Here is a 24906-nt window from a genome sequence, read left to right as displayed (position 1 = left end):
CCGGATAAGGAGCCGCAACGATGTCTCAGACGGCGCGCACCGCTGTCCCCGCCCGATACTCGATTCCGCTGTGGGGCCTGCGCGCAGCGGTGTTGGCGCAGACCGCAGTGTTGGTCTGGGAGTTCGTCACGGCGGGCCGGTTGGTGGAACAGGACTTCACCGCTCTTTCCCTGCACGCCGGTGGGGCGATCGTGCTGCACGTGGTGGCCGGGCTCCAGTTCGTCGCCGCGCTGTTGCTGTGGCGTCCCGGCCGGGGATCCCCACTGCCGGCGGTGGTGAGCGCGCTCGCGTTCGGCCTGGGGTTCGTCCAGGCCTACCTGGGCAGCCACCTGATGCTTGAACTGCACGTTCCGGTGGCGATGCTCCTGGTGGTCCTGGTGGCGTGGGTCCTGGTATGGACGTGGACACGTTCGGCGGGGCGCGTGTCGGCCTGAGCGGTCCCGCGTCCGGAGCGGGTGCCCGCGATCGGGTTCGCGGGCACCCTCACCCCTAGCGGGGCCCGTCCCCTCCGCGCACCCGCTGCCAGGCACGGTCGACGATCGCGGGCAGGGAATCCAGCGCGACGAACCTGGTCAGCTGCCCTTCGGGACGCCCCATGCTGTCGGTCGTGAGACCGTAAAGCGGCAGTTTCCACGCCTCGAAGGGCAGGTTGGGCGCCTTGGCGTCGATCCACTGACCGGGCAGGAACACCGACCGTCCCGCTCGGGAGCGTTTGGCCGCGACGACCAGGCCGGCGTCCACGAGTTCGGTCTGTGCCTTCTTGTGCCGGGCCGGGGTCCAGCCGTTGGCCGCACGCACCCGCTTGTCGGTGGGTTCGAGCATCGCCAGCAACTGGAGGTAGAGCCGGGCCGCCTCCGAGGACACCCCGAGTGCCTGCGCCGCCTCCTCGGTGGTCCGGGGCGCGGAAGCCCCCGGGTCGAACTCGTAGGCACCGTCGGGGAGGCCGTCCGCCACGCGCTGCGCGATCGCCGCGAAGCCGGGACTGCGCAGCAGGTCCACGTGGTTCACCAGGGCGCCGTAGGGGGAGGAGTCGGCGGCCATCGCGCGCAGCACCCGGGAGTCGGCGTCGTCGCCGAGCCGGGCCGGGCGGAAGTACAGCTGCGCGTACGCCCCCTCCGCCACGAGCACCGAGACGCCGTTGTCACCGCTTTGCCCGAAGGGTTCGGTGCCCTTGGGGTCGCGGTAGGGCGTCCCCCCGATCTGCTCCAGGAGCCGGTTCCGGGACTCGTCCCCGTGCGCCCAACTGCGCATGGCGAAGAGCAGGAGGTCGGGGGCGGCGAGCCGGTCCAGTACCGCGCGCAGCACCGCGGGAATGCCGCTGCGTACGGGGTTTCCCTCGGGCAGCTCGGTGTAGGCCCAGGGGATGAGGGCGGTGAGGGCGGGGACGATGTCGGAGAGCGTGATGGTCGTTCTGTCGGAGAAGAACAACTCGACGGCGCGATGCCCGTTGCCCCGTTCCTCCCTCCCCAGCCAGGAACGCGTGTCCTGGGCCAGGGCGGGCGCGCCGGCAGGGTCTGCGAGCATGCGGACCCAGTCCAGCACCTGCGCGGAGGGGGCGAGGGAACCGAGGGCCGCCAGCGTCGTCCCGTCCAGGGGGAGCCTGGGGCCGAAGCGCGCGTTCCACGCCTCGGCCAGGCGTTCGGCCACGACCAGGGTCCCACCGGGGCTCCACAGTCCGGCGATCTCCTCGGGGGTCTCGGGCAGCACGGAACGGAACAGCGGCAGCAGGCCGTCCCGGCCGAGGGCGGACAGCTCGGTCGCGCCGAGCTCCGCCTCGGCGGCCTTGAGCCCCAGCAGGGTCCTCGCCTGGGGGGCCAGCGGCCTCTCCCAACGGGTCAGGCGCATCGAGCACGTCAGCAGCAGGACCGCTGCGGCCCGGGTCAGTCCGGTTCGGTCGGCCAGGAGCTGTGCGGCTTCGGGGTCCCAGGTGAGGGGGCCGTGCTCGGCGGCCGCGGTGACGAGGGCCTGGAGCTGGGCGGGGGAGCCCCACCCCGGGGCCATCCGGTCGCGTTCGTGCTCGGCGGCCGGGGCCTCGATCGTGAGCGCCGGCCCGCGCCGCAGCTCGACGAAGCGGCGTGCCCGGGTGAACTTCCCGTACCGGCGCTCGATGTCGGGGATGTACGCGGCCATGTTCAGGCCGAGGCGGCGGCGGCCGTCGGGGGCGGCGTGCGCGATGCGGTCCTCGCCGGCGAGCCGGATGAGGCCGTGGTCCAGGGAGGCGGAGGGGTCGGCGAAGACCGTCTCCGACCAGGCTCCGAGGAAGCCGACGAGTTCGGAGCGCACGTCTTCGGGGGTGCTCGGCAAAACGGCGTACCAGGCCGGGAGCGCGATCGCGCCGACCAGGCCCGTCCAGTCGACGGAGGAGTGCGGATGGCGCGACGCGGCGTCGGCGTCGGTCGAACCGCGCAGGAAGTCCGAGACCGTCCGGATCTGGGCGACGGTGTCGGACGGACCGCTGGGGCGGGCACTCAGGAAACGCTGGAGCCCCTTGGTGAGGGCGGCGCTCTCCTTCTGGACGGGAACCGCGGCGGTACGGGTGACCTGTACCGCCTTCCTGCGCAGGGCCCTCTGCTGGCGTACGACCGCCAGCGCGATGCCCGCGACGCCCTTCACCAGGGAAGGGTGCGGCGTGTGGGAGCCGTCCGCGAGCAGCGCGGCTGCCGCGGCCTCCGTGCGCGCTGCCCCGGCGGCGTCGCGGTGTTCCTCCTCGGCGGCCGTGAGCAGTGGTGCGAGGTCGGCCGCGCGAACGGAGCGCAGCCGGGCGGAGGCGACGACATCACGAGCGGTCATGAAGTGCCAGAACGCCACTTCGGGCAGATAGGGGGTGCCCAGTTTGGCGGTGCAGTCGCAGGCGGAGCCGATGTGGCAGCTCCAGATCTGGGCTCCGTCGGCTCCGTGGAGGGAGAGGCCGTTGTCGTTGGAGAGGACGTGCTCGGCGCCGCCCGGGTAGCTGATGAGCCCCGCGGGGACGGGCCGGGCGTAGCGTTCGCCCTGCTTCAGCGCCACTGCGCGGGTCCGGCCGTCGATGGTGGTGACCCGGTAGGAGTGGGTCGCGCCCCACCCCCTCCCGAAGGAGGTCCGCACCACCGCGAAGCCGGCCAGGCCGTCCGCGTGGCCGAGCGGGCTGGGACCGCATCCGTCGGGGAGCCGGGCGAGGCTGGAGCTCCCCAACAGCAGGTGTTCGCCCTGGGCGACGGGCAGTTCCTCGAGGAAGGCGGGGAGGCTGGCGCGGCCTCGACCGCCGGTGACGGGGTCCACCTCGCGCAGGGTGTTGTGCTCGTGCACCCAGTAGGTCGCACCGTCGCCCAACAGGCGCAGGTCGGCCTTGGCCGGTTTGTCACCGGGCGCGAGTGCACGGTGCCCGGAGAGGCGGAGCCCGTCCGCGCCGAGCTGGGCGGGGCTTCCGGTGGTGTGCCAGCGCCAGTTGGAGACGGCACCGTAGTTGTCGATCTCCAACCGGGTCTCGGGGTCTGTTGACCAGTAGGCGTGATCGTCGTACCCCTGGCGGTAGCAGACGAGGAACTGACCGCCGGAGTAGACGGCGAGCGGCTGCTTGCCCCCCGGGGGCAGGCGCAGGTCGTGCTCGGCCACACGCCCCTTCGGTCCCACGGCGATCGCCTTGGTCTGGGAGGTGAGCGTGAGCACCGGCCAGCTCGTGGTCGTAGTGAGCGCATGCTTCTTGGGCCTGTCGCCGGCCAGCTCGCGGACGGCCTCGTCGAGGGCGTCCCAGCCGTACTCGTCGAGGATGCCGGCGCGCAGGGTCCTGGCCAGGATCTCGTCGAAGTCGACCGCGTCGAGTTCGGCACGGCGATCGGGGAAGGCGGTGAACGCCTCGCCCCTGACCTGGCGGGAGAGGCTCTCGATGGTCACCTGCGCCTCGCCCAGGGCCTTCCCGGCCAGGCCGCCCACGAGGGCGTGCAGCCGACGGTCCACATAGGGGTGCAGGAACGGATAGGGCAGCAGGTCCTCCAACACCTCCTGGTGGCCGCCGTAGTCGGCGACGGCCTGTTCCAGCAGCGGCTCCCAGACCGGGTCGGCCAGCAACGAGGCGAGGTCGCGGCGCGGGACCTTTCGGCCGCTGTACGCCCAGTCCGCGAGGTCCAGGTGGCTGCCTTCGCGCGGCGGGTGGACCGGCACTCCGAGGTGGAGGCAGAGGTCGAGGAGGCCGAGGTCGACCTCGCGGCCCCGCCCTGGGTATCCGCCGTCGAGGTAGAGGGGCTCGCCGTCGGCGATGAGACGCTCGGCGATGCGCGGCAGGAGGTCGAAGAGCTGGGCCGGGGTGGTACTGCGCCAGCCCCTGACGTGCCGGACCATGCGGGACAGCCAGCCTGCCGCGCCGCCGGGCACGGCCTCTCCCGCGTCGGAGAGCAGGTCCAGTGCGCCCGCGTCGGCCAGCAGGTCCAGCCACCACCCCTGGAAGGCGGTGTCACCGTTGGGGAAGAGCCCCAGGAGCGCGCGGGCGGCGTCGGCGTCGGCACGGCCGAGGGCGACCGTGGAGGCCCGGGCGGCCCTCCAGAAACCGCCGGGTGCGGCTGCGGCGACCGGGATGTCGATGAGCTCGCGCAGCAGCGCGGTCTCCTCCGCGCCGGCGTCCAGGCCGGCTGCCGTGGCAAGGGAGCGCAGCTGCTTGGGGAGGTTGGTCCAGGGCGGGAGGCCGCCCAGGGTCCGGCGCAGCGACAGCTCGCGGAACTCGGTGTAGGCACGGGCGGGCTCGTAGCGGCGACTGAGCTCCGCGGCATGGTTGGCCAGGGCCTTGACGGTGAGCGCGCCGGCGAACGCGAACTCCAGGAACGCCTCGCGCCTGGTGGTCTCGTGCACGGGCAGGCTGTAGACGATCTCGGCCTCGCGGGCCTTGCCGAACATGACGGCGGCGGTGGTGGCGCCGTCTGCGGCGATGAAGATCCGGCCGACCTGCTCCCAATAGGAGGCGAGGTGGGCGACCGGGACGGTGGTGGCCAGACGGGTGAATGCCTCGATGGCGGCACCGGGTCGGGTGGCGGCCGTGCGGGCCGCGCGCTCCATCGGCTTGACCAGGGCGAGCGCCTCGGCGGTGCGCTCGGGGTCGTGCACCAGCGCCCATTCGGGGTAGCCGAGGCCGCGCGGGCGGGCCATGGACAGTGGCTCGGAAACGGTGGGCGCGGCGAAGTTCAGGAACTCCAGCGCCGCGTCCTCGGCCGGGGCGAGGGTGTCGGGGACCAGGCGCACCAGGCGGCGCTCGCCGAGGGCGGGATGGGTGTAGCCGCGGGCGCGCACCGGGTCGATGTGTCCGTCATCGGCAATGTCGAGGGGGGCGAGGCCCGCGTCGAGGAGTCCGATCGCGGTGCTGTGGGTGGCGGTCACTGGGACTCCTGCTCGTTGATCGTGCGGCCCGCGTAGACGAGCTCGGCCATGCGGATGCCTTCGGACCAGGCGATGGGGCCCACATCGGTGAGCCTGATGGGGCGCTCGTCGGCGTCGACCCAGATCAGGGAGCCGGCCTCGGTCTGGTAGTCGGGCGAGTCGGCACCGATCCAGTAGCGGGCCTGGACGGACCGGCCGCCTTCGAGCACGCGGCATACGGCATAGCCGCCGCGCACGGCGAAGCCGAGACGCTGGGCGCGGCCCACCGCGTGGCGCTGCTCGGCGAAGACCGCGTCGCCGTAGTCGGTGACCGCGGTCGCGTCGGGGGCGATGGGGCTCGGTTTGTGGTGGACCTCGCGGGTGAGCTGGGGCAGGCGCTGGGTGATGTCGAGTTCGAGGGCGAACTCGCGGACGTCGTCGAGGTCCTCGATGAGGACGGGGTGGGCCAGGACGACGCGGTCGGCCTCCAGCCACGTGCTCTCGGCGTCGAGGTCGACGACGCCGATGCGCCCGTTGTCGTCGACGCCGCGCAGGAAGCCGCCTTCGCCGCCCTGCGCGGGGAGCACGAAGAGGTTGGCGAGCAGGTCCTGCCAGGTCGGGTCGGGCCAGACCTGGGCGAGGGTGGCAGCGGGGACCGGGAGCGAACCGAGCAGCCAGGACTCCACGCTGTGGCGGCACTCGCGCTCGTGGCGCTCCAGGAACTGGGCCAGGGAGGTGAGGCGCTCGGCCTCGGCGGAGCCGCGCACCTTCTTGGGCACGGACTTGAGGCGGCGGCCCTTGGCGTTGCGACACACGAGGGTGGTGCCGTCCAGCGCGAGCGAGTAGCCGTCTGGGCCTTCTGCCCAGTTCAGCTCGGCGGTGGGAGGGGAAGTGGTGGACATGGCAGAAGTTATAGCGAGCCCCTGCGACAAAGCACAGCCCTTGCGTATCGCCGGACCTCCCCGCCGCAGGCCGGCCGGCGCCCGGCAGCGACACGGGCAACGGCGTTCGGGAAAGCCAGCTGCCCTTCCCCGTCAGGCTTTGGGACTGTTCATGCCAATGGGCCGTGCCGGTCGGCACGGCCCATCCGCATCACCGGATTTCACGCGCGCCCGGATCGGGCGGGCGGCCTCGCGCTCAGGCGAACAGGCCCTTCAGGAGCGGGTCGATGGTGACCGCCACGAAGAGCAGCGCCAGGTAGGCGTTGGAGAGGTGGAAGAAGTTCATCGTCTTCAGCTTGGCGCCCGACACACCGGCGCGCGACTGGTTGAACAGGCGGTGCGCCTGGACCAGGAAGACGAGGCCGAGCACGCCGGCCACCGCCGGGTAGAACAGCGTGGTCTGGGCCACCGGCCACAGGATCAGCGAGACCACGACGGTCGCCCAGGTGTAGAGCACGCACTCCAGCAGCACCCGACGGTCGCCGGCGACGACGGGCAGCATGGGCACGTTGGCCGCGGCGTAGTCCTCGCGGTAGCGCATCGCCAGCGCCCAGGTGTGCGGGGGGGTCCAGAAGAACACCACCAGGAACAGGATGAAAGGCGCCCAGTCGAGACGATCGGTGACCGCCGCCCAACCGATCAGCACCGGCATGCACCCGGCGATACCGCCCCATACGACGTTCTGTGCGGTGCGCCGCTTGAGCAGCATCGTGTAGACGAAGATGTAGAACGCGATCGCGAACAGCGAAAGCACCGCGGAAAGCCAGTTGACCAGCAGCGCGAACCCGACTGTGGAGCCCACTGCCAGGGTGAGGCCATAAATCATCGCCCCGCGGGGGGTGACCTGGTGCATGGCTCCGGGCCGCTTGCGGGTCCGGCGCATCTCCTGGTCGATGTCGCGGTCGATGTAGCAGTTGATCGCATTGGCGCTGGCCGCGGACATCGTGCCGAACAGCAGCGTCCACACGGCCGTCCACAGCGGAGGCACGCCCTGGGCCGCCACGAACATCACCGGGATGGTGGTGATGAGCAGCAGTTCGATGACGCGCGGCTTGGACAGCGCCACATAGGCGCGCACGTAGGCGCCGAAAGAACGCGAACGGACCGAGGACTCGACGGCGGGAGCGTCGGCGGGATCGGGGTCGGGTGCGTCGGGGGTGGCCGCGGACCTGTCGAGCAGGGTCATGACGACCGCCGGTTCCTCGACGCGTGCCCGGTCGGAGCACTCCGCCGCCGTTCGGCCCGCCGACCGTGCGGCGCGAAACGCACGGCGGGGGTCATCCGCTCTACAGACACGCTAGAACCTCGAAAGAATTAGGGAATCTTCACGACTGATCGCCCGCTCGCCACAGCGGACCCGCGGTTCGGCCTCCCAAAACGGCCCTGGTCTCAGGCTCAACCGCGCGAGCCGTCCACAATCCATCAACGACAGAGTGTAGTGCTTACCAGATGGCGGCTCTCACCGGGTCCGCCTCGAAACGGCACCGGGCACGTGAACGGTTCCTGCGAGCCTGCCATATGCCGCCTCCTGAGGTGGGGCGGGGTGAACATCCTGCTTGAGGGGTTTGCGCGATAGGGTCGGGGTAGTCATGCCCCTGGGCATTTCGCACCCCGCGGACTGCGGATGGCACCCGCCGCCACTCCGTGTGTCGCTAGCCGTCGCGCCTGGCGGTGCGGGCAACGCGGCGTCCCGGACCACCTGACCCACCTACTTTTTCTTCGGGCCACCATGCCTGCCACTGGCCTGGATGCGCGAAAGGAGCCCTGAGCCCGCGTGAACACCGGTACCTCCAAGACCCTTGAGTGGTCGGAGCTGGACCAGCGTGCCGTCGACCTGGTCCGCGCCCTCGCGATGGACGCGGTTGAGGAAGCGGGGTCCGGCCACCCCGGAACCGCGATGAGCTTGGCCCCAGCCGCCTACCTGCTGTTCCAGAAGATCATGCGACACGATCCCAGCGAGCCGACCTGGGTCGGCCGGGACCGGTTCGTGCTGTCGTGCGGCCACTCCAGCCTCACCCTCTACATCCAGCTCTACCTGGCGGGCTACGGCCTGAGCCTGGACGACATCAAGCGACTGCGCCAATGGGGAAGCCTGACCCCCGGGCACCCCGAGTTCGGGCACACCGCGGGCGTGGAGACCACCACCGGTCCGCTGGGCCAGGGAGTGGGCAACGCGGTCGGCATGGCGATGGCCGCCCGCCGCGAGCGCGGCCTGTTCGACCCCGAGGCCGCGCAGGGCGAGAGTCCGTTCGACCACTTCGTGTACGCCATCTGCTCCGACGGCGACGTCCAGGAGGGTGTCTCCCACGAGGCGAGCTCGCTGGCGGGCACGCAGAAGCTCGGCAACCTGATCATGATCTGGGACGACAACCGGATCTCCATCGAGGACGACACCCAGATCGCGTTCACCGAGAACGTTGCCGAGCGCTACGCGGCCTACGGCTGGCACGTCCAGGAAGTCGACTGGACCAGCGGCGGTTCCTACCACGAGGACATCGAGGCGCTGCACGCGGCGATCACGGCCGCCCAGTCCGAGCCCGACCGCCCGTCCTTCATCCGGCTGCGCACCATCATCGGCTGGCCCGCGCCCAACAAGCAGAACACCGGCGCCGTCCACGGCTCTAAGCTGGGCACCGAGGAACTGCAGGCCACCAAGCAGGTGCTCGGCCTCAGCCCCGACACCCGCTTCGACGTGCCCGCCGAGCTCCTGGAGCACACCCGCGCCGCGGTTGCCCGCGGACGCGAGGCACGCGCGGAGTGGGACGGGTTCCTGGCAGCGTGGCGCACGGGCGCCGGGGAGCGCTCCGAACTGTTCGACCGGCTCTTCTCCGGCGCGCTGCCCGTGGGCTGGGAGGAAGCCGTCCCGACCTTCGACACCGACGCCAAGGGAATGGCCACCCGCAGCGCCTCCGGCAACGTGCTGAGCGCGATCGCCCCGGTGCTCCCCGAGCTGTGGGGCGGTTCGGCCGACCTCGCCGGATCCAACAACACCACGCCCAAGGGCGAGCCGTCGTTCATCCCCGAGGAGTACTCCACCAAGGCGTTCTCGGGCAACCGCTACGGCCGGGTGCTGCACTTCGGCATTCGTGAGCACGGCATGGGCTCGATCCTGAACGGGATCGCCCTGCACGGCCCGACCCGCCCCTACGGCGGCACGTTCCTGGTGTTCAGCGACTACATGCGCCCTGCTGTACGCCTGGCCGCACTGATGAAGCTGCCGGTCACCTACGTGTGGACGCACGACTCCATCGGCCTGGGCGAAGACGGCCCCACCCACCAGCCGGTGGAGCACCTGTGGGCGCTGCGCGCCATCCCGGGCCTGGCCGTGGTGCGTCCCGGCGACGCCAACGAGACGGCCGTGGCCTGGCGCACCATCATCGAGCGGGGCGACGGCCCGGCCGCCCTGGCGCTCACCCGCCAGAACGTGCCGGTCCTGGACCGTTCGGAGTACGGTCCGGCCGAGGGCACCGCCAAGGGCGGCTACGTGCTGGCCGAGGCGAGCGACGGCCGCCCGCAGGCGATCATCATCGCCACCGGCAGCGAGGTGGAGATCGCCCTGGCCGCGCGCCGGCGCCTGGAGGACGCCGGAACACCCACCCGCGTGGTGTCCATGCCGTGCGTGGAGTGGTTCAACGAGCAGAACGACGCCTACCGCCAGCGCGTGCTCCCGCCGGAGGTGCGGGCCCGCGTCTCGGTCGAGGCGGGGCTGGCCCTGGGGTGGCGCGAGCTGATCGGCGACGCCGGCGAGTCGGTGAGCCTGGAGCACTTCGGTGCCTCGGCGCCGTACCAGACGCTGTACGAGCAGTTCGGGATCACCCCTGAGCGGGTGGAGGCGGCAGTGCACGCCAGTATCGCCAAACTGGGCTACGAAAGTGGAACAACGACCGGTAGCTAGCGGTTGACGGGAGGGCCTCGCGTTGAGCGGGGCCCTCCGCTTCGTCGGCAGGCGACCACCGTCGACGACGCCGCAACGACGATGGGGATCGAGGGAAGAGCGATTATGACCAGCCCACTTCAGAAGCTGTCCGACGCAGGCGTGGCGGTCTGGCTGGACGACATCAGCCGGGAACGGCTGCGCAGCGGCGGCCTGGCCGCACTGATCGCCGAGCGCAACGTGGTCGGGGTCACCTCCAACCCGACGATCTTCGCCAAGGCCCTGAGCGAGGGCGACGCCTACGACGCCCAACTGCACGACCTGGCGATCCGGCGCGTGTCGGTGGACGAGGCCGTGCGCGCCATCACCGCCTACGACATCCGCTGGGGCGCCGACGTGCTGCTTCCGGTATACCGCGACGGCGGAGGGGTGGACGGCCGGGTCTCCCTGGAGGTGGACCCGCGCCTGGCCCGGGACACCGAGCGCACCATCGCCGAGGCGCGCGCCCTGTGGTGGCTGGTAGACCGTCCCAACCTGATGATCAAGATCCCGGCGACGGTCGAGGGGCTGCCCGCCATCACGGCGGCGCTGGCCGAGGGCATCAGCGTGAACGTGACCCTGATCTTCTCCCTGGACCGCTACCGCGCGGTCATGGAGGCGTTCGTCTCGGGTCTGGAGCAGGCGAAGGCCAACGGTCACGACCTGTCCGAAATCCATTCGGTGGCGTCGTTCTTCGTCAGCCGGGTGGACTCCGAGGTGGACAAGCGACTGAACGCCATCGGCACCGAGCAGGCGCTGGGACTGCGCAGCAAGGCCGCACTGGCCAACGCGCGTCTTGCCTACGCCGCCTACGAGGAGGTCTTCGCCGGCCGGCGTTGGGAGGCGCTCGTCGCAGACGGGGCACAGGCCCAGCGCCCCCTGTGGGCGTCCACCGGTGTCAAGGACCCCGCGCTGCCCGACACCCTCTACGTCACCGAGCTCGTCGCCCCCAACACGGTCAACACGATGCCCGAGGCCACCCTGCAGGCCACTGCCGACCACGGCGAGATCAGCGGCGACACGGTGCGCGGCACCTACGCGGCCGCCCGCGCCGACCTCGACGCGCTGGCCGCGGCGGGCGTAGACCTGGACGACGTGGTCAAGGTGCTGGAGGACGAGGGCGTCGTGAAGTTCGAGAAGTCCTGGGAGGAACTGCTCGAACGCGTCGCGCAGGAGTTGGACAAGCAGCGCTGAGCACCGAGCGGCCGGGCGGGGCGACCCGCCCGGCCGCTCCCGGGTGCCGGCTCCGGACCCGCGCTGCCACTCGCGCTCCCACTCCGAGGTTTCGGCCGCCCCAATCGCGGAACGGCTGGTTGCGTGAATTCTCTCCGACGACGCGGTCCCGACACAATTGCAGAGTCCGTGTGTGAGACGAGGAAGGACCAATCGCTTTGAGCAGTGATCAGGTACGCGCCGCAAACCTCACGATCACGCTGCGCGGTGCTGTGCACTCCGCAGCGCGCGCGGCCGTGGACGGGGTTCTCGAACAGGACGATGTGGCAGCCAGGCTTGCCGCCAAGGACGCCACCCTTTGGGGCACCGACGCCGCGGCCGAGGCCGCCGTGCGCCTGGGCTGGATGGACCTGGCACAGACCTCGCGGGCACTGCTGGGCCAGATCGCACAGCTCGCCGCTGACAAGCGGGCCCTGGGGCTGGACCGCGTCGTCCTGGCCGGGATGGGCGGCTCCTCGCTGGCGCCCGAGGTGATCACGGCCAGCCGCAACGCCTCCCTGGTCGCCCTCGACACCACCGACGCCGGCCAGGTGCGCACCGCGTTGGGCACCGACCTGGAGCGTACGGTCGTGGTGGTGTCCTCGAAGAGTGGCGGCACGGTGGAGACCGACAGCCACCGCCGCGCCTTCGAGCAGGCGTTCACCGACGCCGGGATCGACCCCGTCGAACGCATCGTGGTCGTCACCGACCCCGGTTCCCCGTTGGCCGCCCTGGCCGCGGAGAAGGGCTACCCCACCGTGCTCGCGGACCCCGATGTCGGGGGGCGCTACAGCGCGCTGACCGCATTCGGTCTCGTGCCCAGTGCACTGGCCGGGGTGGACGTCGAAGCGCTCCTGGACGAGGCGGCCGCCGTGTCGGAGACACTGGCCGAGGGGGGCAACGCCGCGCTGCTGCTGGGTGCGGCACTGGGCGGGTTCGCCGGTCACGACAAGGTCGTGCTGGCCGGAGCGACCCCGGCCGGGCTCGGCGACTGGATCGAGCAGCTGGTGGCCGAATCGACCGGCAAGAACGGCACCGGGCTGCTGCCGGTGGTCGTGGAGGGCGCGGAGGCCCCCGGATTCGTTCCCGGCCCCGACACCCACCTGATCGCCTATTCCGAGGACGGCGGCCCCGACGCCGCACACGCCGACACCCTGGTGTCGGGACCGCTGGGAGCACAGTTCCTGGCCTGGGAGTACGCCACGGCCGTAGCCGGGCGCCTCCTGGGGATCGACCCCTTCAACCAGCCCAACGTCCAGGAGTCCAAGGACAACACCAAGGCGCTGCTGGACTCGGCGGGCGACGACGGGCCGCTGCCGACCGGCACGCCGCTACTGGTCGAAGGGGCGGTCGAGGTCTACACGGCCGACCCCGAACTGCTCGGGGAGGCCAAGGACCTCGCCTCGGTGCTACAGGTACTGCTGCGGGCCGTTCCCGAGGACGGCTATCTCGCCGTCATGGCCTACCTCGACCGTCACGGCGACACCGCCGCGGCGACGCTGCGCCCGGGACTGGCCGCGCTGACGCCGCGCCCGGTCACCTTCGGGTGGGGGCCGCGCTTCCTGCACTCCACGGGCCAATACCACAAGGGCGGACCCGCCAACGGCGTGTTCTTGCAGATCACCGGCGAGACCGTCCGCGACCTGCCCGTACCGGGCAAGCCGTACTCGTTCGGGAGGCTGCAGCTGGCCCAGGCGCTCGGCGACTTCGGTGCGATCGCCGAACGCGGCCGGCCCGCGGTGCGCCTGCACCTGCGCGACCGGGCCGCGGGCCTGACCGAACTGACCTCCGCGCTGGGCTCCGTCCAGCCCTGATCCCTGTCGCGCCGGGCGCGCGGATCGCGCCCGGCGCACACCACCCACCACCTCTTGGGGAGAACGATCGTGAAAGAACCGGTGATGCCGGGCGCGGTCCCGAATCCACTGCGTGACGTGCTGGACCGGCGCCTGCCGCGCATCGCCGGGCCCAGCGTGCTCGTACTGTTCGGGGTGACCGGCGACCTGGCCCGCAAGAAACTGCTCCCCGCCATCTACGACCTGGCCAACCGGGGCCTGCTGCCGCCGGGCTTCGGACTGGTGGGTTTCGCCCGCCGGGACTGGGCCCACCAGGACTTCGCGCAGGTCGCCCACGAGGCCGTCCGCGAACACGCGCGCACCCCGTTCCGGGAGGACGTGTGGCGCCAGCTCAGCGAGGGGATGCGTTTCGTCCCCGGCGAACTGCACGACGACGACGCCTTCGACAAACTGGCCGACACCGTGCGCGAACTGGACGCGGACCGGGGCACCGGCGGCAACTACGCGTTCTACCTCTCGTTGCCGCCGAAACTGTTCCCGACGGTGGTCACCCAGCTCAAGCGCAGTGGTCTGGCCGAGTCCGAGGAGCACGCCTGGCGCAGGGTCGTCATCGAGAAGCCCTTCGGCCACGACCTGAAGAGCGCCCAGGACCTCAACGCGGTCGTGGACGACGTGTTCCCGCCGCAGTCGGTGTTTCGCATCGACCACTACCTGGGCAAGGAAACCGTCCAGAACCTGATGGCGCTGCGGTTCGCTAATACGCTGTTCGAGCCGATCTGGAACCGCTCCTACATCGACCACGTGCAGATCACGATGGCCGAGGACATCGGGGTGGGCGGCCGGGCCGGCTACTACGACGGCATCGGCGCGGCGCGCGACGTCATCCAGAACCACCTGCTGCAGCTGTTGGCACTGGTGGCCATGGAAGAACCGCTGTCCTTCACCGCCGACGCGATCCGGGCGGAGAAGGAGAAGGCGCTCTCAGCGGTGGAACTGCCCGAAGACCTGGAGACGGCCACCGCTCGCGGGCAGTACGCCGCGGGCTGGCAGGGCGGCGCGTCGGTCGTGGGATACCTGGAGGAGGAGGGCATCCCGTCCGACTCCACCACCGAGACCTATGCCGCGATCAAGCTGGGGGTGAACACCAGGCGCTGGGCGGGCGTCCCGTTCTACCTGCGCACCGGCAAGCGCCTGGGGCGCAGGGTCACGGAGGTGGCCCTGGTGTTCCAGCGCACCGCCAACCGGGTGTTCAGCCATACCGCCACCGAGGAGCAGGGCGCCAACTCGCTGGTGATCCGGGTCCAGCCCGACGAGGGCGTGACGCTGCGGTTCGGCTCCAAGGTTCCGGGAGCCGCGATGGAAGTGCGCGACGTGAGCATGGACTTCAGCTACGGCGAGTCCTTCACCGAGGCAAGCCCAGAGGCGTACGAGCGGCTCATCCTGGACGTGCTCATCGGCGACCCGCCGTTGTTCCCCCGCCAGGAGGAGGTCGAGCTGTCCTGGCGCATCCTCGACCCGATCGAGGAGCACTGGGTCAAGGCCGGTCGGCCCGAGCAGTACGAGTCGGGCGCGTGGGGGCCGAAGTCCGCACACGAACTGCTGGCCCGCGACGGCCGGCAGTGGCGCAGGCCCTGATCCCGTTGTCCTCGCCGACGGCGCACCCGGATGGCACCCGCTTCTCATGGAGGACCCATGACGCTCTACCTTCCCCGCACGACGACGTCGCAGATCGCCGAGGCCCTGGCCACCGAGCGGCGTAGCGTCGGAGGCGGCGCGATGAACCTCGTACTCACCCTGATCATCGTCACCGACGAGGCCGACCACTACGACGCGGTGCGCGCGGCGACCGAGGCCGGCCACGAGCACCCCAGTCGGGTGATCGCGCTGATCCGACGCGACCCGGACGCCGAGCCGGCGATCGACGCCGAGATCCGCCGTCCCGGCACGGCCGGTCCCGGCGAGGCACTGCTGCTGCGGCTCTACGGACCTCTCGGCGAACACGCCGATTCGGTGATCACCCCGCTGCTGGTCCCCGACGCGCCGATCGTCGCCTGGTGGCCCGGCACCGGACCGGCCAACCCCGCGGAGGACCCCGTGGGACGTCTGGCCCACCGGCGCATCACCGACGCCCAGAGCGCCGCCGACCCCATGGCCGACCTGCTGGCCAGGGTCGAGCACTACGTTCCGGGCGACACCGACTTCACCTGGACCCGGCTCACGCCGTGGCGCTCGTTGCTTGCCTCCACGATGGACCAGCCGTGCGGTTGGGTGTCGGCGGCCGAGGTGAGCGCCGAGTCGCACTACCCCAGCGCCAACCTGCTGGCGGCCTGGTTGTCGCAGCAACTGGAGGTCGAGGTGGAGCGCAAGGAGTCGGGCGGTCCCGGCATCACCGACGCCAAGCTGTTCACCGATGAGGGCGAGATCCAGATCTCGCGCCTGGACGGACGGGTAGCGACGCTGAAACGGCCCAACCAGCCCGACCAGACGGTGGCACTGGCACGGCGACGGGTCTCGGAGTTCCTCTCCGAGGAGTTGCGCCGGCTGGACCCGGACGAGACCTATGAGCGGACCGTGCGCCACATGGCGGCTGCCATCAGGACGACAGGAGTCTCGGCGTGACCACTATCGCCAACCCGCCCACCGTCGTCGTCCATCCCGATTCCGGCCTGCTGGCGCACGCGACGGCGGCGCGCATCATCACCCGCCTGGTGGACGCCCAGGCACTGCGCGGCAGTGCCTCGATCGTGCTGACCGGTGGTGGGATCGGCATCGCGGTGCTGAAGGAGTTGGCCGCGGCCCCCGCGCGCGACGCCGTGGACTGGCAGCGGGTGGACGTGTGGTGGGGTGACGAGCGTTTCCTTCCCACGGGCGACCCCGAGCGCAACGAGACACAGGCGCGGGCCGCGCTGTTGGACCACATAGCGCTCCCGGCCGATCGGGTGCACGCCATGCCCGCGTCGGACGGGGCCGACGGTCCCGAGCCGGAGCCGGGGGCGGCCCGTTACGCCGAGGAGTTGCGCGCGGCGGCCGACGGCGCCGATTCGCCCTCCTTCGACGTATGCCTGCTGGGCGTGGGGCCCGACACCCATGTGGCGTCGCTGTTCCCGGAGCACCCGGCCCTGCGCGAGACGGGGCAGGCGGTGGTCGCGGTGCACGACTCGCCCAAGCCGCCGCCGACCCGGGTGTCGCTGACCCTGCCTGCGATCCGCGCCTCGCGGGAGGTGTGGCTGCTGGCGTCGGGGACGGGCAAGGCAGAGGCGGTGCGACTGGCCCTGGCCAAGGAGGCCGGCCCTCTGGAGGTCCCGGCGGCCGGTGCACGGGGGCGCTCGCGCACACTGTTCCTCCTGGACGCCGAGGCCGCCGGCGCCCTGCCGGAGGAGTTGCGCACGGGTGCGGGCGGTTAGCCGTCCGCACGGGCTCCGCCCATGGTGTCGAATCGCCCTGGTGTCCATCGTCACCAGGGCTTTTCCATTCCCGTCGCATACTATTAATTTTCGACCGTTTTAGTATGAAAAAGGAGTGGCGATGACGTCTCACGACAGTGCACCCACGGTGAGCGCGGCCTGGCTGGCCGAGCACCTCGACGACGACGGCCTCGTGGTGGTCGACTCCACCACCCACCTGGCACTGCCCGCGAACGGCCCCTACACCCTGGAATCCGGACGATCCACGTACGAGGCCGAGCACATCCCCGGTGCGGTCTTCGCCGACCTGCTCACGGACTTCGCCGACACCGAGGCTTCCGGGGCCTGGACGGTCCCGCCCTCGGAGAAGTTCGCGGCGAGCGCCGCGAAACTGGGCATCGGCGACGGACGGCGCGTCGTGCTCTACGACCAGAGCAGCGGTTTCTGGGCCACCCGCCTGTGGTGGCATCTGCGCCTGGAGGGTTTCGACAACGCGGCCGTGCTCGACGGCGGCCTGCGGGCCTGGACGGCCTCCGGACGGCCCGTCACCGATGCCCCTTCCACTGTGCCGCCCGCGGAGTTCACTCCCGCGCGTCGCCCCGGGCTGCTGCGTTCGAAGGAGGAGGTCGCAGCCGCTGTCGACGACGAGCGCACCGTGCTGGTCAACGTTTTGGATCCCGAGACCTACCGGGGCGAACGGACCACGTACAGCCGCCCCGGGCACATCCCCGGCAGTATCAACCTGCCGGTCACCGAGATCACCGACCCCTCGACCGGACTGCTCAAGCCGGTCGAGGAACTGCGCGTGATCTTCGATCGGGCGGGGCTGCTCGACCCTGGCGTCGCTCCCGTCACCTACTGCGGTGGCGGAATCGCCGCCACCGGGGTTGCGCACGCCCTGGCCCTGGTGGGCCGGGACGACGTGGCCGTCTACGACGGCTCGTTGACGGAGTGGAGCGCCGACAGCTCTCTGCCCCTGGTCACCGGCTCCTCCCCTCGATAGGGGCGGTATCCCGGAACGGCCCTCCACCCGCCGGGGAATCGGGGGATCCCGGTTGCCCGGTGAAGCGTTCGTCCGGCTGCCCCGGCCGGAAAGGGCCTCCGGCCCTGGTGAGTTCCCGGCCCCGTCCCGCACGGAGGGGGCGGGCGGCCCGTCGGGACCGTCCGCCCCCTTGTTCGCCCCGGGAGGATCAGGGGTGGTAGATGTCGGGCCACGGCGGGGTCGCCATGCCGTCACCGATGTGGAACGAAGGGTGCGGCGGCTGGTTGTAGGCGGTGTTCTGCCAGGCGATCGCGGTGCGGTACTGGGTGTCGTGCATCAGGGTGGGGATGCGGCGGTCGGTGGCGTGCGGACTGGAGTAGACGCGCAGTGCCGAGTTGTCACCGGTGCGCCAGACGACCTCTTCACGCCAGTCGCCGAGGATGTCCCCCGACAGCGCGGGGGTGGCCTTCGTGCCGTTGTTCGCGGCCACGCCGGAACCGGTGAGCAGACGGGTGTCGCCGCTGGGCCCGTACTTGTCGATCTGGGTCTGGTCAAGCAGTTCCCTGCTGGGATCGCCGTCCCACCAGGCGAGGAAGTTCGTCGAACCGGGCTTGCGGGCCACGTTCTGGCCGGAGGTGTTGGCCAGCCCGCCCACGCGTGCCGACCAGAACTCCGCACCGGGGCTGCCCGCCCAGATGTCGCCGGCCACACCGCGTCCGTTGTCGCCGCCGGTTGCGGTACGCCACAGGGTGGCCCCGGTCCTCGCGTCGGCCAGCCAGGCGTCTGGCTGGCTCGCGCTCTCCGACACCCCGTAGACCTCCAGGCCGGGGCGGCCCGGCACGAAGTCCCCGACGTGCAGGGCGTCGCCGTGGCCGTAGCGGGTGGTCCAGAGCCGGGAGCCGTTGTCGTCCACGGCCATCGCGCCGAACATGATCTCGTCGCGGCCGTCGCCGTCGGCGTCGGCGATGGACAGGCTGTGGAAACCCTGGCCGTCATAGCCCTGGCCGCTGTTGGTGGAGCTGTTGGTGTCGAAGGTCCAGCGCCGGGTGAGCTGGCCGTTGCGGAAGTCCCAGGCGGCGATGACGGTGCGCGTGTAGTAGCCGCGCGAGAAGATCATGCTGGGACGCCGGCCGTCGAGGTAGGCGGTCCCGGCCAGGAAGCGGTCGACCCGGTTGCCGTAGTTGTCGCCCCACGAGGAGACGGTGCCGCGCGCGGGCACGTAGTCCACGGTGTCCAGGGCCCGGCCGGTGCGGCCGTCGAAAACGGTGAGGAACTCAGGACCGCTCAACACGTAACCGGCGGAGTTTCGGTGGTCGGCCGAGGCCGAACCGATGACCGTCCCGGCGCCGTCGCGCGTGCCGTCGGCGGTCTTCATCGCGACCTCGGCGCGCCCGTCCCCGTCGTAGTCGTACACCTGGAACTGGGTGTAGTGCGCCCCGGCGCGAATGTTGCGGCCGAGGTCGATGCGCCACAGCCTGGTGCCGGTGAGGGTGTAGGCGTCGATGATGACGGGGCCGGTGTAACCGGAATTGGAGTTGTCCTGGGCGTTTGTGGGCTCCCACTTGAGGATGATCTCGTAGCGGCCGTCGCCGTCGAGGTCTCCGACGCCGGCGTCGTTGGCGTCGTAGGTGTAGGCGGAGCCGTTGACGGTGCCGCCCGCGGGGCGCTGGAGGGGGACGTCCAGGTAACCGTTGGTGAAGGTGAGCGAGGCGGATGACGCTGCCTGCTCGGTGCCGTTGACGACCGCGCGCACCGTGTAGGAGGCGCTGGCCGCCGCACCGGAGTCCAGATAGGAGGTGGCCCCGGTGAGCGGGGAGGAGTTGACCTTGGTGGAGCCGCGGTAGACGTCGAACCCGACGTTTGGCGGGTCACCGCCGAGGAGGCGCCAGCTCACCAGGTTGCCGTTACCGCTGCGCACGCTGATCAGACCGCGGTCGAGGCGCTCGGCCTGGCGGGTGCCCGTGGGATCGGCGGCTGCGGCGGACTGCGCGGCGGGGACGTCCGCGTGGGCGGGGGCCGCGGTCAGGGGCGCGGCGGTCAGCGCGAGGAGGCCGAGGAGGGCCGCGGTTCGGCGGAGCCGGCCTGGACCGGAGGGTGAGGAGGGTAGGGGGGATCGCACAGGAGCACTCCTTATGAGCACTTTCGAGGCGGGCGGGGTCGCTGTCCCCGACCGCCTGCTGGTTTGACCGGGCCCCACCACAAGCGGAGCCCGGACGACCTTGCAGAACGCGCCTCCCCTTTCCCCACAAAAGGTAAGCGCTTACCTGCTAAGGGTGGGACAGAACGTAACACGAAAGATACGCACCGAGAACCCCTGCGCCATAGGCGATTGCGCGTTCGCGGGAGAAGCAGCGGGCGGACTCGGAGGAGCCCGGGGGACGCGAGTCGGGGGGCTCTTCGGCCTGCGGGCGGGGAGTGGCGGGGCGAGGGGAGTGGAGCAGCCTCGGCGTACCGGAACGGACCACTGCGCAGGGGCCGGGCGGTCAGCTCAGGAACGGGCCGCCGAGAGCGCTACCGCCTCCACCGCGCGCGAGGCCCGCCGCGATCGTCCGGCACCCCGTTGGACCGTGACCGTTTCGGCCGAGGGCGTCACGCGTGAAAATCGAACTCCCCCGAACGCACACCGGCGGTGAACGCCTCCCACTCCTGCCGGGTGTAAACGACCACGGCGGCATCCGGGTGATGACTGTGCCGCACCGCCACCCGACCCGACCCGTCACCCAGCAGCCCGGCCTCGACACACGCGGCGCCGCCGTTGGAACTGTAGGTACTGATGTGCCACGCGACACCCGCACGCTCCCGCTCCGAAAGCTCCTGCGGTGTCGGAATAGTGGTCACAGTGCTCGCTCCTCGATCCTTGCCGCAATAAGCGCAGCAGATTCTTCCTGGCCGAGAGATACCTCCCACAACCGATCGTAGCGCTCGGCCACCGCCTCGGAATCGGGCAATTCGATGTAGAGAGCTCCCTTCAAAGTCTCTACACACGTCACCTCAGGGTACGGTTCGGCCATTTTGAAGAGAATGAACGAACCGGTTGGACTCGCGTGCATTCCGGCGCTGAACGGCAGTACCCGGAGTTGGACCGATGGCCGCTGCGCGCAGGCGAGCAGGTGCCGCAACTGGTCACGCATGATTTCGGGACCGCCTGCCTGTCGGTGGAGGAGCGCCTCGTCGATGATCGAGCGAATTCTGAGGTTCCGCCGGTCCAGAATCTTCTGGCGCTCCATGCGCAGCGCGACACCGCGCTCGATGTACTCGGCACTTCCGTCGAACTCGGCCGCCTCGATGACGGCGCGAGCGTAGTCCTCGGTCTGCAACAACCCCGGCAGCACCGTGTTGTCGAAGAGCAACTGCTCGTCGGCCTGTTCCTCCAACCACACGAAGTCCACGAACTCCCTGAAGTCGTCGGCGTAGCCGTCCCACCAACCGGTGCGCCATACGCTCTCACTGAGGCCGGTGAGGGTCTCTCTCCGACGCGGCTCGTTGACCCCGTAGAGGGTGAGCATCGCCTGCATGTCCGGGCGGCGTACGGGATAGATCCCATTCTCGAACCGGCTGACGGTGCCCATGTTGCGTTGAAGGTAGTCGGCCACCTCCTCAATGCTCAGACCACTCTCCTCTCTCAGCTGTCGCAGGCGGCTGCCGAGCCAGCGACTACGCAGAGTCGGCGTGGGCGCTTTGCGGCTGACCATCACCTACTCCCCTTCCCACATATTTACAAGCTTCTTTCTGCACAAGCTTGTGAGTTACTAGAATATGTGCAATCATAACAGCAGGTGAGACGGCCGTCACAGAAACTGGACATTCGAGACCCGACCGATACGGCCACCAGCCCCCGAACGCAGAGCGGCCCGAGCGGAAACCGGCTACCAACCACCCCGCTCGGGCCTCGAACCGAGAAAGGTGTCCTATGGACGACCCGTCCCTCGACTCACGTCCTGTCTACCACGGCGCCCCCGCTCCCGAGGAGACGGCAGCCCCTCCCACGGAGGTGCCCCGCGCGTTCTACATCGACGTGTACACCGACGACGACAGCGACGACACCGAGCACGCCTACTACGGCGCGACCAACCCCGCCGGGGGCGCCGTGGCACGCGGGATCGACGAACACGGCTTCTACTCGCTGTCGGACCCCGAACGTTTCGCCGCACGGGTCGGCGGCCACGTGGTCTGGATCTGATCACCTCATCCGGATCGGCTCGGGCCTCGGAAAAAGAGGTTCCAGCCGATCCGGACCACGACGCGCCTCTCCCATGCATCAGACCAGGGTCAAGGCAAACGCACCGTCGGCCGCGGTGCCGTCTGGTGCGAACGCTAGGAGCAAGGAAATCGTGAGCGAGAGGTTGAAGGGCAGCCCTGAGACGGAGATCCACGAGATCGAAGACCTGTCGCCCGCCTACGACCTGGTCTCCAACGGCGTGTACCACCCGGACGGCGCGGAGACCCTGGGGCTCAAGTTCGGCGGGACCAAGCGCTTCTCGGCGGTCTCCCTGTCCACGTTCGACCGGTTGGCGGTCCGGCTGGGCGCGGGCGAGACGCACCTCGCGGACACGGCGGCCTCCGTGGTTCGGGGGGTCCGTGAACGGTGGCCGGAAGCGGCCGAATCGTTGAAGGGGATCCCTTGGCTGCGCGAAGGGATAGCGCGCAGTATCGAGGAGCGTTCACGGTCGTTGACCGAGAGGGCTTGAGCGGAAAACGGCTTCACCGGGCCCTCCCACCGCACCGGTTTCCTCATCGGTCAGCGCATACCTTTGCGAGAGGAAACCGTATGCGGAGAACCATTTCCGAGATACTCGGGCGCAAGCCCCGCCCCGGCACCGTGCACATCGTGACGGTGGGGCTGTCACTGCGAAACACGCTGATCAACGACCACTCGCCCATGCAACCGTGGCGCAACGCACCGGGCGCACCCGAGCGGGGGGCCAAGACACGCGCACACGTCGACCGGCTCATCCCGGTGGAGAACCCCGACCCAGACATTCAACGGACCTTGGCGGACGCCCACCGGAAACGGTTGAAACACGAACTGAACGGCGACACCGCAGAGGCGAAGGAGCTCGACGCCGACATCGCCGTTCTGCGGCCGGAACTGTTCCTGAGCGGGGCCAGCGCCGAACTCGCCTCCCTGGCGCACCCCGGGAGCCCCGACACCCTCCAGCTCCCCCCGCACGTCCGCGCGGGTCTGCACGACGTGGTGGTGCTGATCCCCAGCGACACCGCCGTCGGGACCCGCGCCGCCCTGTGGAACGCGCTGGCCCTCACCGGTGGGGACCGCTCACGGGTGGACTACCTCGCTTCTCCGAAGGATGCCTCGGAGCCCGCGCACGGACGCGTGCTGATCGCCCCCGTCCCCGGGCTGGATCTGCTCCACGGAGGCGACCTCTCCCGCGCGATGCGCCACATCGGCACCCTCGGCAGCCGCCTGATCGACACCCTGGCCGGCCCCGGACACCGCTACGTCTTCCACCTGACCGGCGGATACCGTGCCCCGCTCCCCTACCTGATCGGGCTCGCCGAAGGGATGCGCTCGCTGCGGTCCCGCAACGGAGCAGAGCATGCGGAAGTGGCGTCGGTGTCGGCCCGGATGATGCACGAGTCGCGCAGGGAACGGCTGATCCCCGTACCGCTGCGCGATCTCCCCTACGCACTCGTCAAAGAGGTCTTTCGCGAGGCCGACGAGCACCCGGAGTCCTTCGCCGCCAGGGGAGCCCAGAACGACGACCTCGAAGGATACGTCTACCAGCGGGTGAACAGACGGTTCGAACTCACGCCCTTCGGTGAAGGGCTGCGCGCCCTCTTCACCGAACCTGCGAAGCCGTGACCGCGACAGAGGCGGAGACGGACCCGCTGGACGGGCTCGCGCGGCGTCTGAGGTCGGGAGTCATGGGCGCACCCGCCCTGTCGCACCTGGGTGCTTCGGGGGACCCGAAGACGGCTTGGCGGCGGGTCTGCCCCCTGCTGGCGACGCTGTCCGACTGGGCCGACCGCCCCTGGGGCCAGGAGGCGGCGGGTGTGGAGGCCATGACCGGCGGGCTCGCCCAGGCGCTGGTACCGGAAGAGACGGAAAGGCACTCGACACTGCGCGTGCTGCTGACCACTCCCCATTTCCTGGTCACCGGTTCGGACTCCGAGCAACCGCCGCAGGGTTCTCCCGCCGAACGGTGGGCGATTGCCTGCCGGGCGGCCGAGGCGGTGTGGTCGGCGGTGGAGAGCGCCGACCAGGCGGAGACGCGGCGGCTGCTGCCGTTGGCCGCGCGCCTGCGCTTCCTGGTGCTCAGCGAGCCGTTCCGGCACCGCCAGCAGGACTCCGGGAACTGGGTATGGGGGGCGGCCGATGCCCATAGCGCACGAGTGCACGGAGTCGTCGGCTGGGCGTTCGGGGCCGGAAGCGAAAAGCTTCTGCTGGCACGCGCCCGCGCCGCCCGCCGGGACTGGCAATCGTGCCTGGACTCCTACCAGTCACATCCGTTGTTGTCCGCCGCCGACCCGGCGATGGTGGAGGCAGAGCTGAGTGAGCTGGCGACGGCGCAGAACTCTTACTGGAGGGGGCCGCTCGTCCTGTCGTCCGCTCCGCTGGACAAACCCGCCCCGCCCGACGGCGAGGACGAGGCGGTGTCCGCCGACGTGGTGGAGCGGCACCTGCTCCCCCGGTTCCAGCTGCTGTCGGCGGCGGGACTCGCCCTGTACGGCCACGTGCCCGGCTGGAACTGGTTTTTACCCCTCACAGTGGTGGGGGCGGCTGCGGGCGCGTTCGGCCTGGCCGTGTCCGGACTCTTCACCCCGGCGGCGGGGCTGGGCGCGGCCGCCTACCTGCTGGCCATCCTGGACACGGCCGCGCTGGGCCGGCAGCGCTCCGCCCCCTGGGCTCTGCGCATCCCGGCGGCGTGTGCCGTGGGCCTGGTGGTGCTGGTGGCGTTTCCCGACTGGTGGCAGCGCGCGCGGCTCGACCCGGCGTTCCCCTCGGCACCGTGGGCAGCGGTGCTGCTGGCGGCGGTGGCGTGGTGCTACCTGGTGGTGGAGGCACGCAACCACGGGGTGTCGGGCGGGCAGGCACTCGCCCGGGCGCTGGGCGTCACCGCGCTGGGCGCGGCGCACGCGTTCCTGGTGAGCCTGATCGGGCTGGTGGCGGTGGCGCCGGTACTGGCCGACACCGCCGCGGCCGCCAGGTGGGAATCGTTGTGGCACGGCACCGGCGGTGATCCGTGGGCGGTGCTGGTGCTGGCGACCGGCTGGTGCCTGGCCGTTGGGGTGTTCTCGCAGATCCTGTGGGACGACCGGCCGATCACCGCGCCGCTGGCGCACCTGCGTTGGCAGCGGTGAGAACCGCTCCGCCGCGTGACCG

General features: G+C 70.7%; 18 protein-coding genes. 12 read left to right on the top strand and 6 right to left on the bottom strand.

The genetic code is table 11. The features are described 5' to 3' along the window. Window positions 1-20 precede the first annotated feature (20 nt). Window positions 21-434, top strand: a complete 414-nt coding sequence (locus tag QSJ59_RS18730; protein WP_285760993.1) for a hypothetical protein — start codon at window positions 21-23, stop codon at window positions 432-434. Window positions 435-489: 55 nt separating this feature from the next. On the opposite strand, the gene QSJ59_RS18725 is transcribed toward QSJ59_RS18730, so the two are convergent. The 3 genes from QSJ59_RS18725 to QSJ59_RS18715 all read right to left on the bottom strand — a co-directional run bounded on the left by QSJ59_RS18725 (window position 490) and on the right by QSJ59_RS18715 (window position 7446). Beyond that, a complete protein-coding gene (locus tag QSJ59_RS18725; RefSeq protein ID WP_285760991.1) occupies window positions 490-5340 on the bottom strand; it encodes a hypothetical protein in 4851 nt (1616 codons plus the stop codon). Continuing rightward, window positions 5337-6221: a DUF4132 domain-containing protein gene (locus QSJ59_RS18720; RefSeq protein ID WP_285760989.1), complete on the bottom strand. Its 885-nt coding sequence runs from the start codon at window positions 6219-6221 to the stop codon at window positions 5337-5339. Before QSJ59_RS18720 ends, QSJ59_RS18725 begins: the two co-directional genes overlap by 4 nt. A 235-nt stretch (window positions 6222-6456) precedes the next feature. Next, window positions 6457-7446, bottom strand: coding sequence for a heme o synthase (locus QSJ59_RS18715; protein ID WP_285760987.1), 990 nt, complete (start codon window positions 7444-7446; stop codon window positions 6457-6459). 588 nt (window positions 7447-8034) lie between these two features. On the opposite strand from QSJ59_RS18715, the gene tkt reads away from it, so the two are divergent. From tkt to QSJ59_RS18680, 7 genes are all read left to right on the top strand, one after another. Beyond that, window positions 8035-10155, top strand: coding sequence for a transketolase (gene tkt / locus QSJ59_RS18710; RefSeq protein ID WP_285760985.1), 2121 nt, complete (start codon window positions 8035-8037; stop codon window positions 10153-10155). Between the two features lie 105 nt (window positions 10156-10260). Then, window positions 10261-11367, top strand: a complete 1107-nt coding sequence (gene tal, locus QSJ59_RS18705; RefSeq protein ID WP_285760983.1) for a transaldolase — start codon at window positions 10261-10263, stop codon at window positions 11365-11367. 197 nt (window positions 11368-11564) lie between these two features. Next, on the top strand, window positions 11565-13199 hold the full coding sequence (locus QSJ59_RS18700) for a glucose-6-phosphate isomerase (protein WP_285760981.1): 1635 nt from the start codon (window positions 11565-11567) through the stop codon (window positions 13197-13199). Window positions 13200-13283: 84 nt separating this feature from the next. Beyond that, window positions 13284-14813: a glucose-6-phosphate dehydrogenase gene (gene zwf / locus QSJ59_RS18695; protein ID WP_285761101.1), complete on the top strand. Its 1530-nt coding sequence runs from the start codon at window positions 13284-13286 to the stop codon at window positions 14811-14813. A 57-nt stretch (window positions 14814-14870) separates the two neighbouring features. After that, window positions 14871-15797: a glucose-6-phosphate dehydrogenase assembly protein OpcA gene (locus QSJ59_RS18690; protein WP_285760979.1), complete on the top strand. Its 927-nt coding sequence runs from the start codon at window positions 14871-14873 to the stop codon at window positions 15795-15797. Continuing rightward, complete coding sequence (gene pgl / locus QSJ59_RS18685; protein ID WP_285760976.1) at window positions 15794-16582, top strand: 6-phosphogluconolactonase; 789 nt, start codon at window positions 15794-15796, stop codon at window positions 16580-16582. Before QSJ59_RS18690 ends, pgl begins: the two co-directional genes overlap by 4 nt. Before the next feature lie 121 nt (window positions 16583-16703). After that, complete coding sequence (locus QSJ59_RS18680) at window positions 16704-17585, top strand: sulfurtransferase (protein ID WP_285760974.1); 882 nt, start codon at window positions 16704-16706, stop codon at window positions 17583-17585. A gap of 187 nt (window positions 17586-17772) precedes the next feature. Here QSJ59_RS18680 and QSJ59_RS18675 read toward each other — a convergent pair whose 3' ends face one another. From QSJ59_RS18675 to QSJ59_RS18665, 3 genes are all read right to left on the bottom strand, one after another. Next, on the bottom strand, window positions 17773-19683 hold the full coding sequence (locus QSJ59_RS18675; RefSeq protein WP_285760973.1) for a rhamnogalacturonan lyase: 1911 nt from the start codon (window positions 19681-19683) through the stop codon (window positions 17773-17775). Window positions 19684-20153: 470 nt separating this feature from the next. Then, window positions 20154-20402, bottom strand: coding sequence for a DUF397 domain-containing protein (locus tag QSJ59_RS18670; protein ID WP_285760971.1), 249 nt, complete (start codon window positions 20400-20402; stop codon window positions 20154-20156). Then, the gene (locus tag QSJ59_RS18665) at window positions 20399-21256 is read right to left on the bottom strand and encodes a helix-turn-helix domain-containing protein (RefSeq protein WP_285760969.1); all 858 of its coding nucleotides are present in this window, start codon (window positions 21254-21256) and stop codon (window positions 20399-20401) included. Before QSJ59_RS18665 ends, QSJ59_RS18670 begins: the two co-directional genes overlap by 4 nt. Window positions 21257-21474: 218 nt before the next feature. On the opposite strand from QSJ59_RS18665, the gene QSJ59_RS18660 reads away from it, so the two are divergent. The 4 genes from QSJ59_RS18660 to QSJ59_RS18645 all read left to right on the top strand — a co-directional run bounded on the left by QSJ59_RS18660 (window position 21475) and on the right by QSJ59_RS18645 (window position 24884). Next, window positions 21475-21744: a hypothetical protein gene (locus tag QSJ59_RS18660; protein WP_285760967.1), complete on the top strand. Its 270-nt coding sequence runs from the start codon at window positions 21475-21477 to the stop codon at window positions 21742-21744. A gap of 151 nt (window positions 21745-21895) precedes the next feature. Next, a complete protein-coding gene (locus QSJ59_RS18655) occupies window positions 21896-22252 on the top strand; it encodes a hypothetical protein (RefSeq protein ID WP_285760966.1) in 357 nt (118 codons plus the stop codon). Between the two features lie 80 nt (window positions 22253-22332). Next, the gene (locus QSJ59_RS18650; protein ID WP_285760964.1) at window positions 22333-23385 is read left to right on the top strand and encodes a hypothetical protein; all 1053 of its coding nucleotides are present in this window, start codon (window positions 22333-22335) and stop codon (window positions 23383-23385) included. Beyond that, window positions 23382-24884 carry a hypothetical protein gene (locus tag QSJ59_RS18645; protein ID WP_285760962.1) on the top strand — a complete coding sequence of 501 codons (1503 nt, stop codon included), beginning with the start codon at window positions 23382-23384 and terminating at the stop codon, window positions 24882-24884. The genes QSJ59_RS18650 and QSJ59_RS18645 overlap by 4 nt, the downstream gene beginning before the upstream one ends. Window positions 24885-24906 lie beyond the last annotated feature (22 nt).

It is taken from the genome of Nocardiopsis ansamitocini, assembly GCF_030268225.1.
GTDB classification, from domain to species: Bacteria; Actinomycetota; Actinomycetes; order Streptosporangiales; family Streptosporangiaceae; genus Nocardiopsis_D; species Nocardiopsis_D ansamitocini.
The sequence above is the reverse complement of the archived record's forward strand: the minus strand, read 5'-3'. Positions and strand labels throughout refer to the sequence as shown.

Excerpts from the sequence above, each read along its gene's own strand:
- QSJ59_RS18660 (WP_285760967.1), top strand. The coding sequence starts at position 21,475 with ATGGACGACCCGTCCCTCGACTCACGTCCTGTCTACCACGGCGCCCCC.
- QSJ59_RS18715 (WP_285760987.1), bottom strand. The coding sequence starts at position 7,446 with ATGACCCTGCTCGACAGGTCCGCGGCCACCCCCGACGCACCCGACCCC.
- QSJ59_RS18650 (WP_285760964.1), top strand. The coding sequence starts at position 22,333 with ATGCGGAGAACCATTTCCGAGATACTCGGGCGCAAGCCCCGCCCCGGC.
- QSJ59_RS18730 (WP_285760993.1), top strand. The coding sequence starts at position 21 with ATGTCTCAGACGGCGCGCACCGCTGTCCCCGCCCGATACTCGATTCCG.
- QSJ59_RS18690 (WP_285760979.1), top strand. The coding sequence starts at position 14,871 with ATGACGCTCTACCTTCCCCGCACGACGACGTCGCAGATCGCCGAGGCC.
- QSJ59_RS18680 (WP_285760974.1), top strand. The coding sequence starts at position 16,704 with ATGACGTCTCACGACAGTGCACCCACGGTGAGCGCGGCCTGGCTGGCC.
- QSJ59_RS18720 (WP_285760989.1), bottom strand. The coding sequence starts at position 6,221 with ATGTCCACCACTTCCCCTCCCACCGCCGAGCTGAACTGGGCAGAAGGC.
- tal (WP_285760983.1), top strand. The coding sequence starts at position 10,261 with ATGACCAGCCCACTTCAGAAGCTGTCCGACGCAGGCGTGGCGGTCTGG.
- QSJ59_RS18665 (WP_285760969.1), bottom strand. The coding sequence starts at position 21,256 with ATGGTCAGCCGCAAAGCGCCCACGCCGACTCTGCGTAGTCGCTGGCTC.
- zwf (WP_285761101.1), top strand. The coding sequence starts at position 13,284 with ATGCCGGGCGCGGTCCCGAATCCACTGCGTGACGTGCTGGACCGGCGC.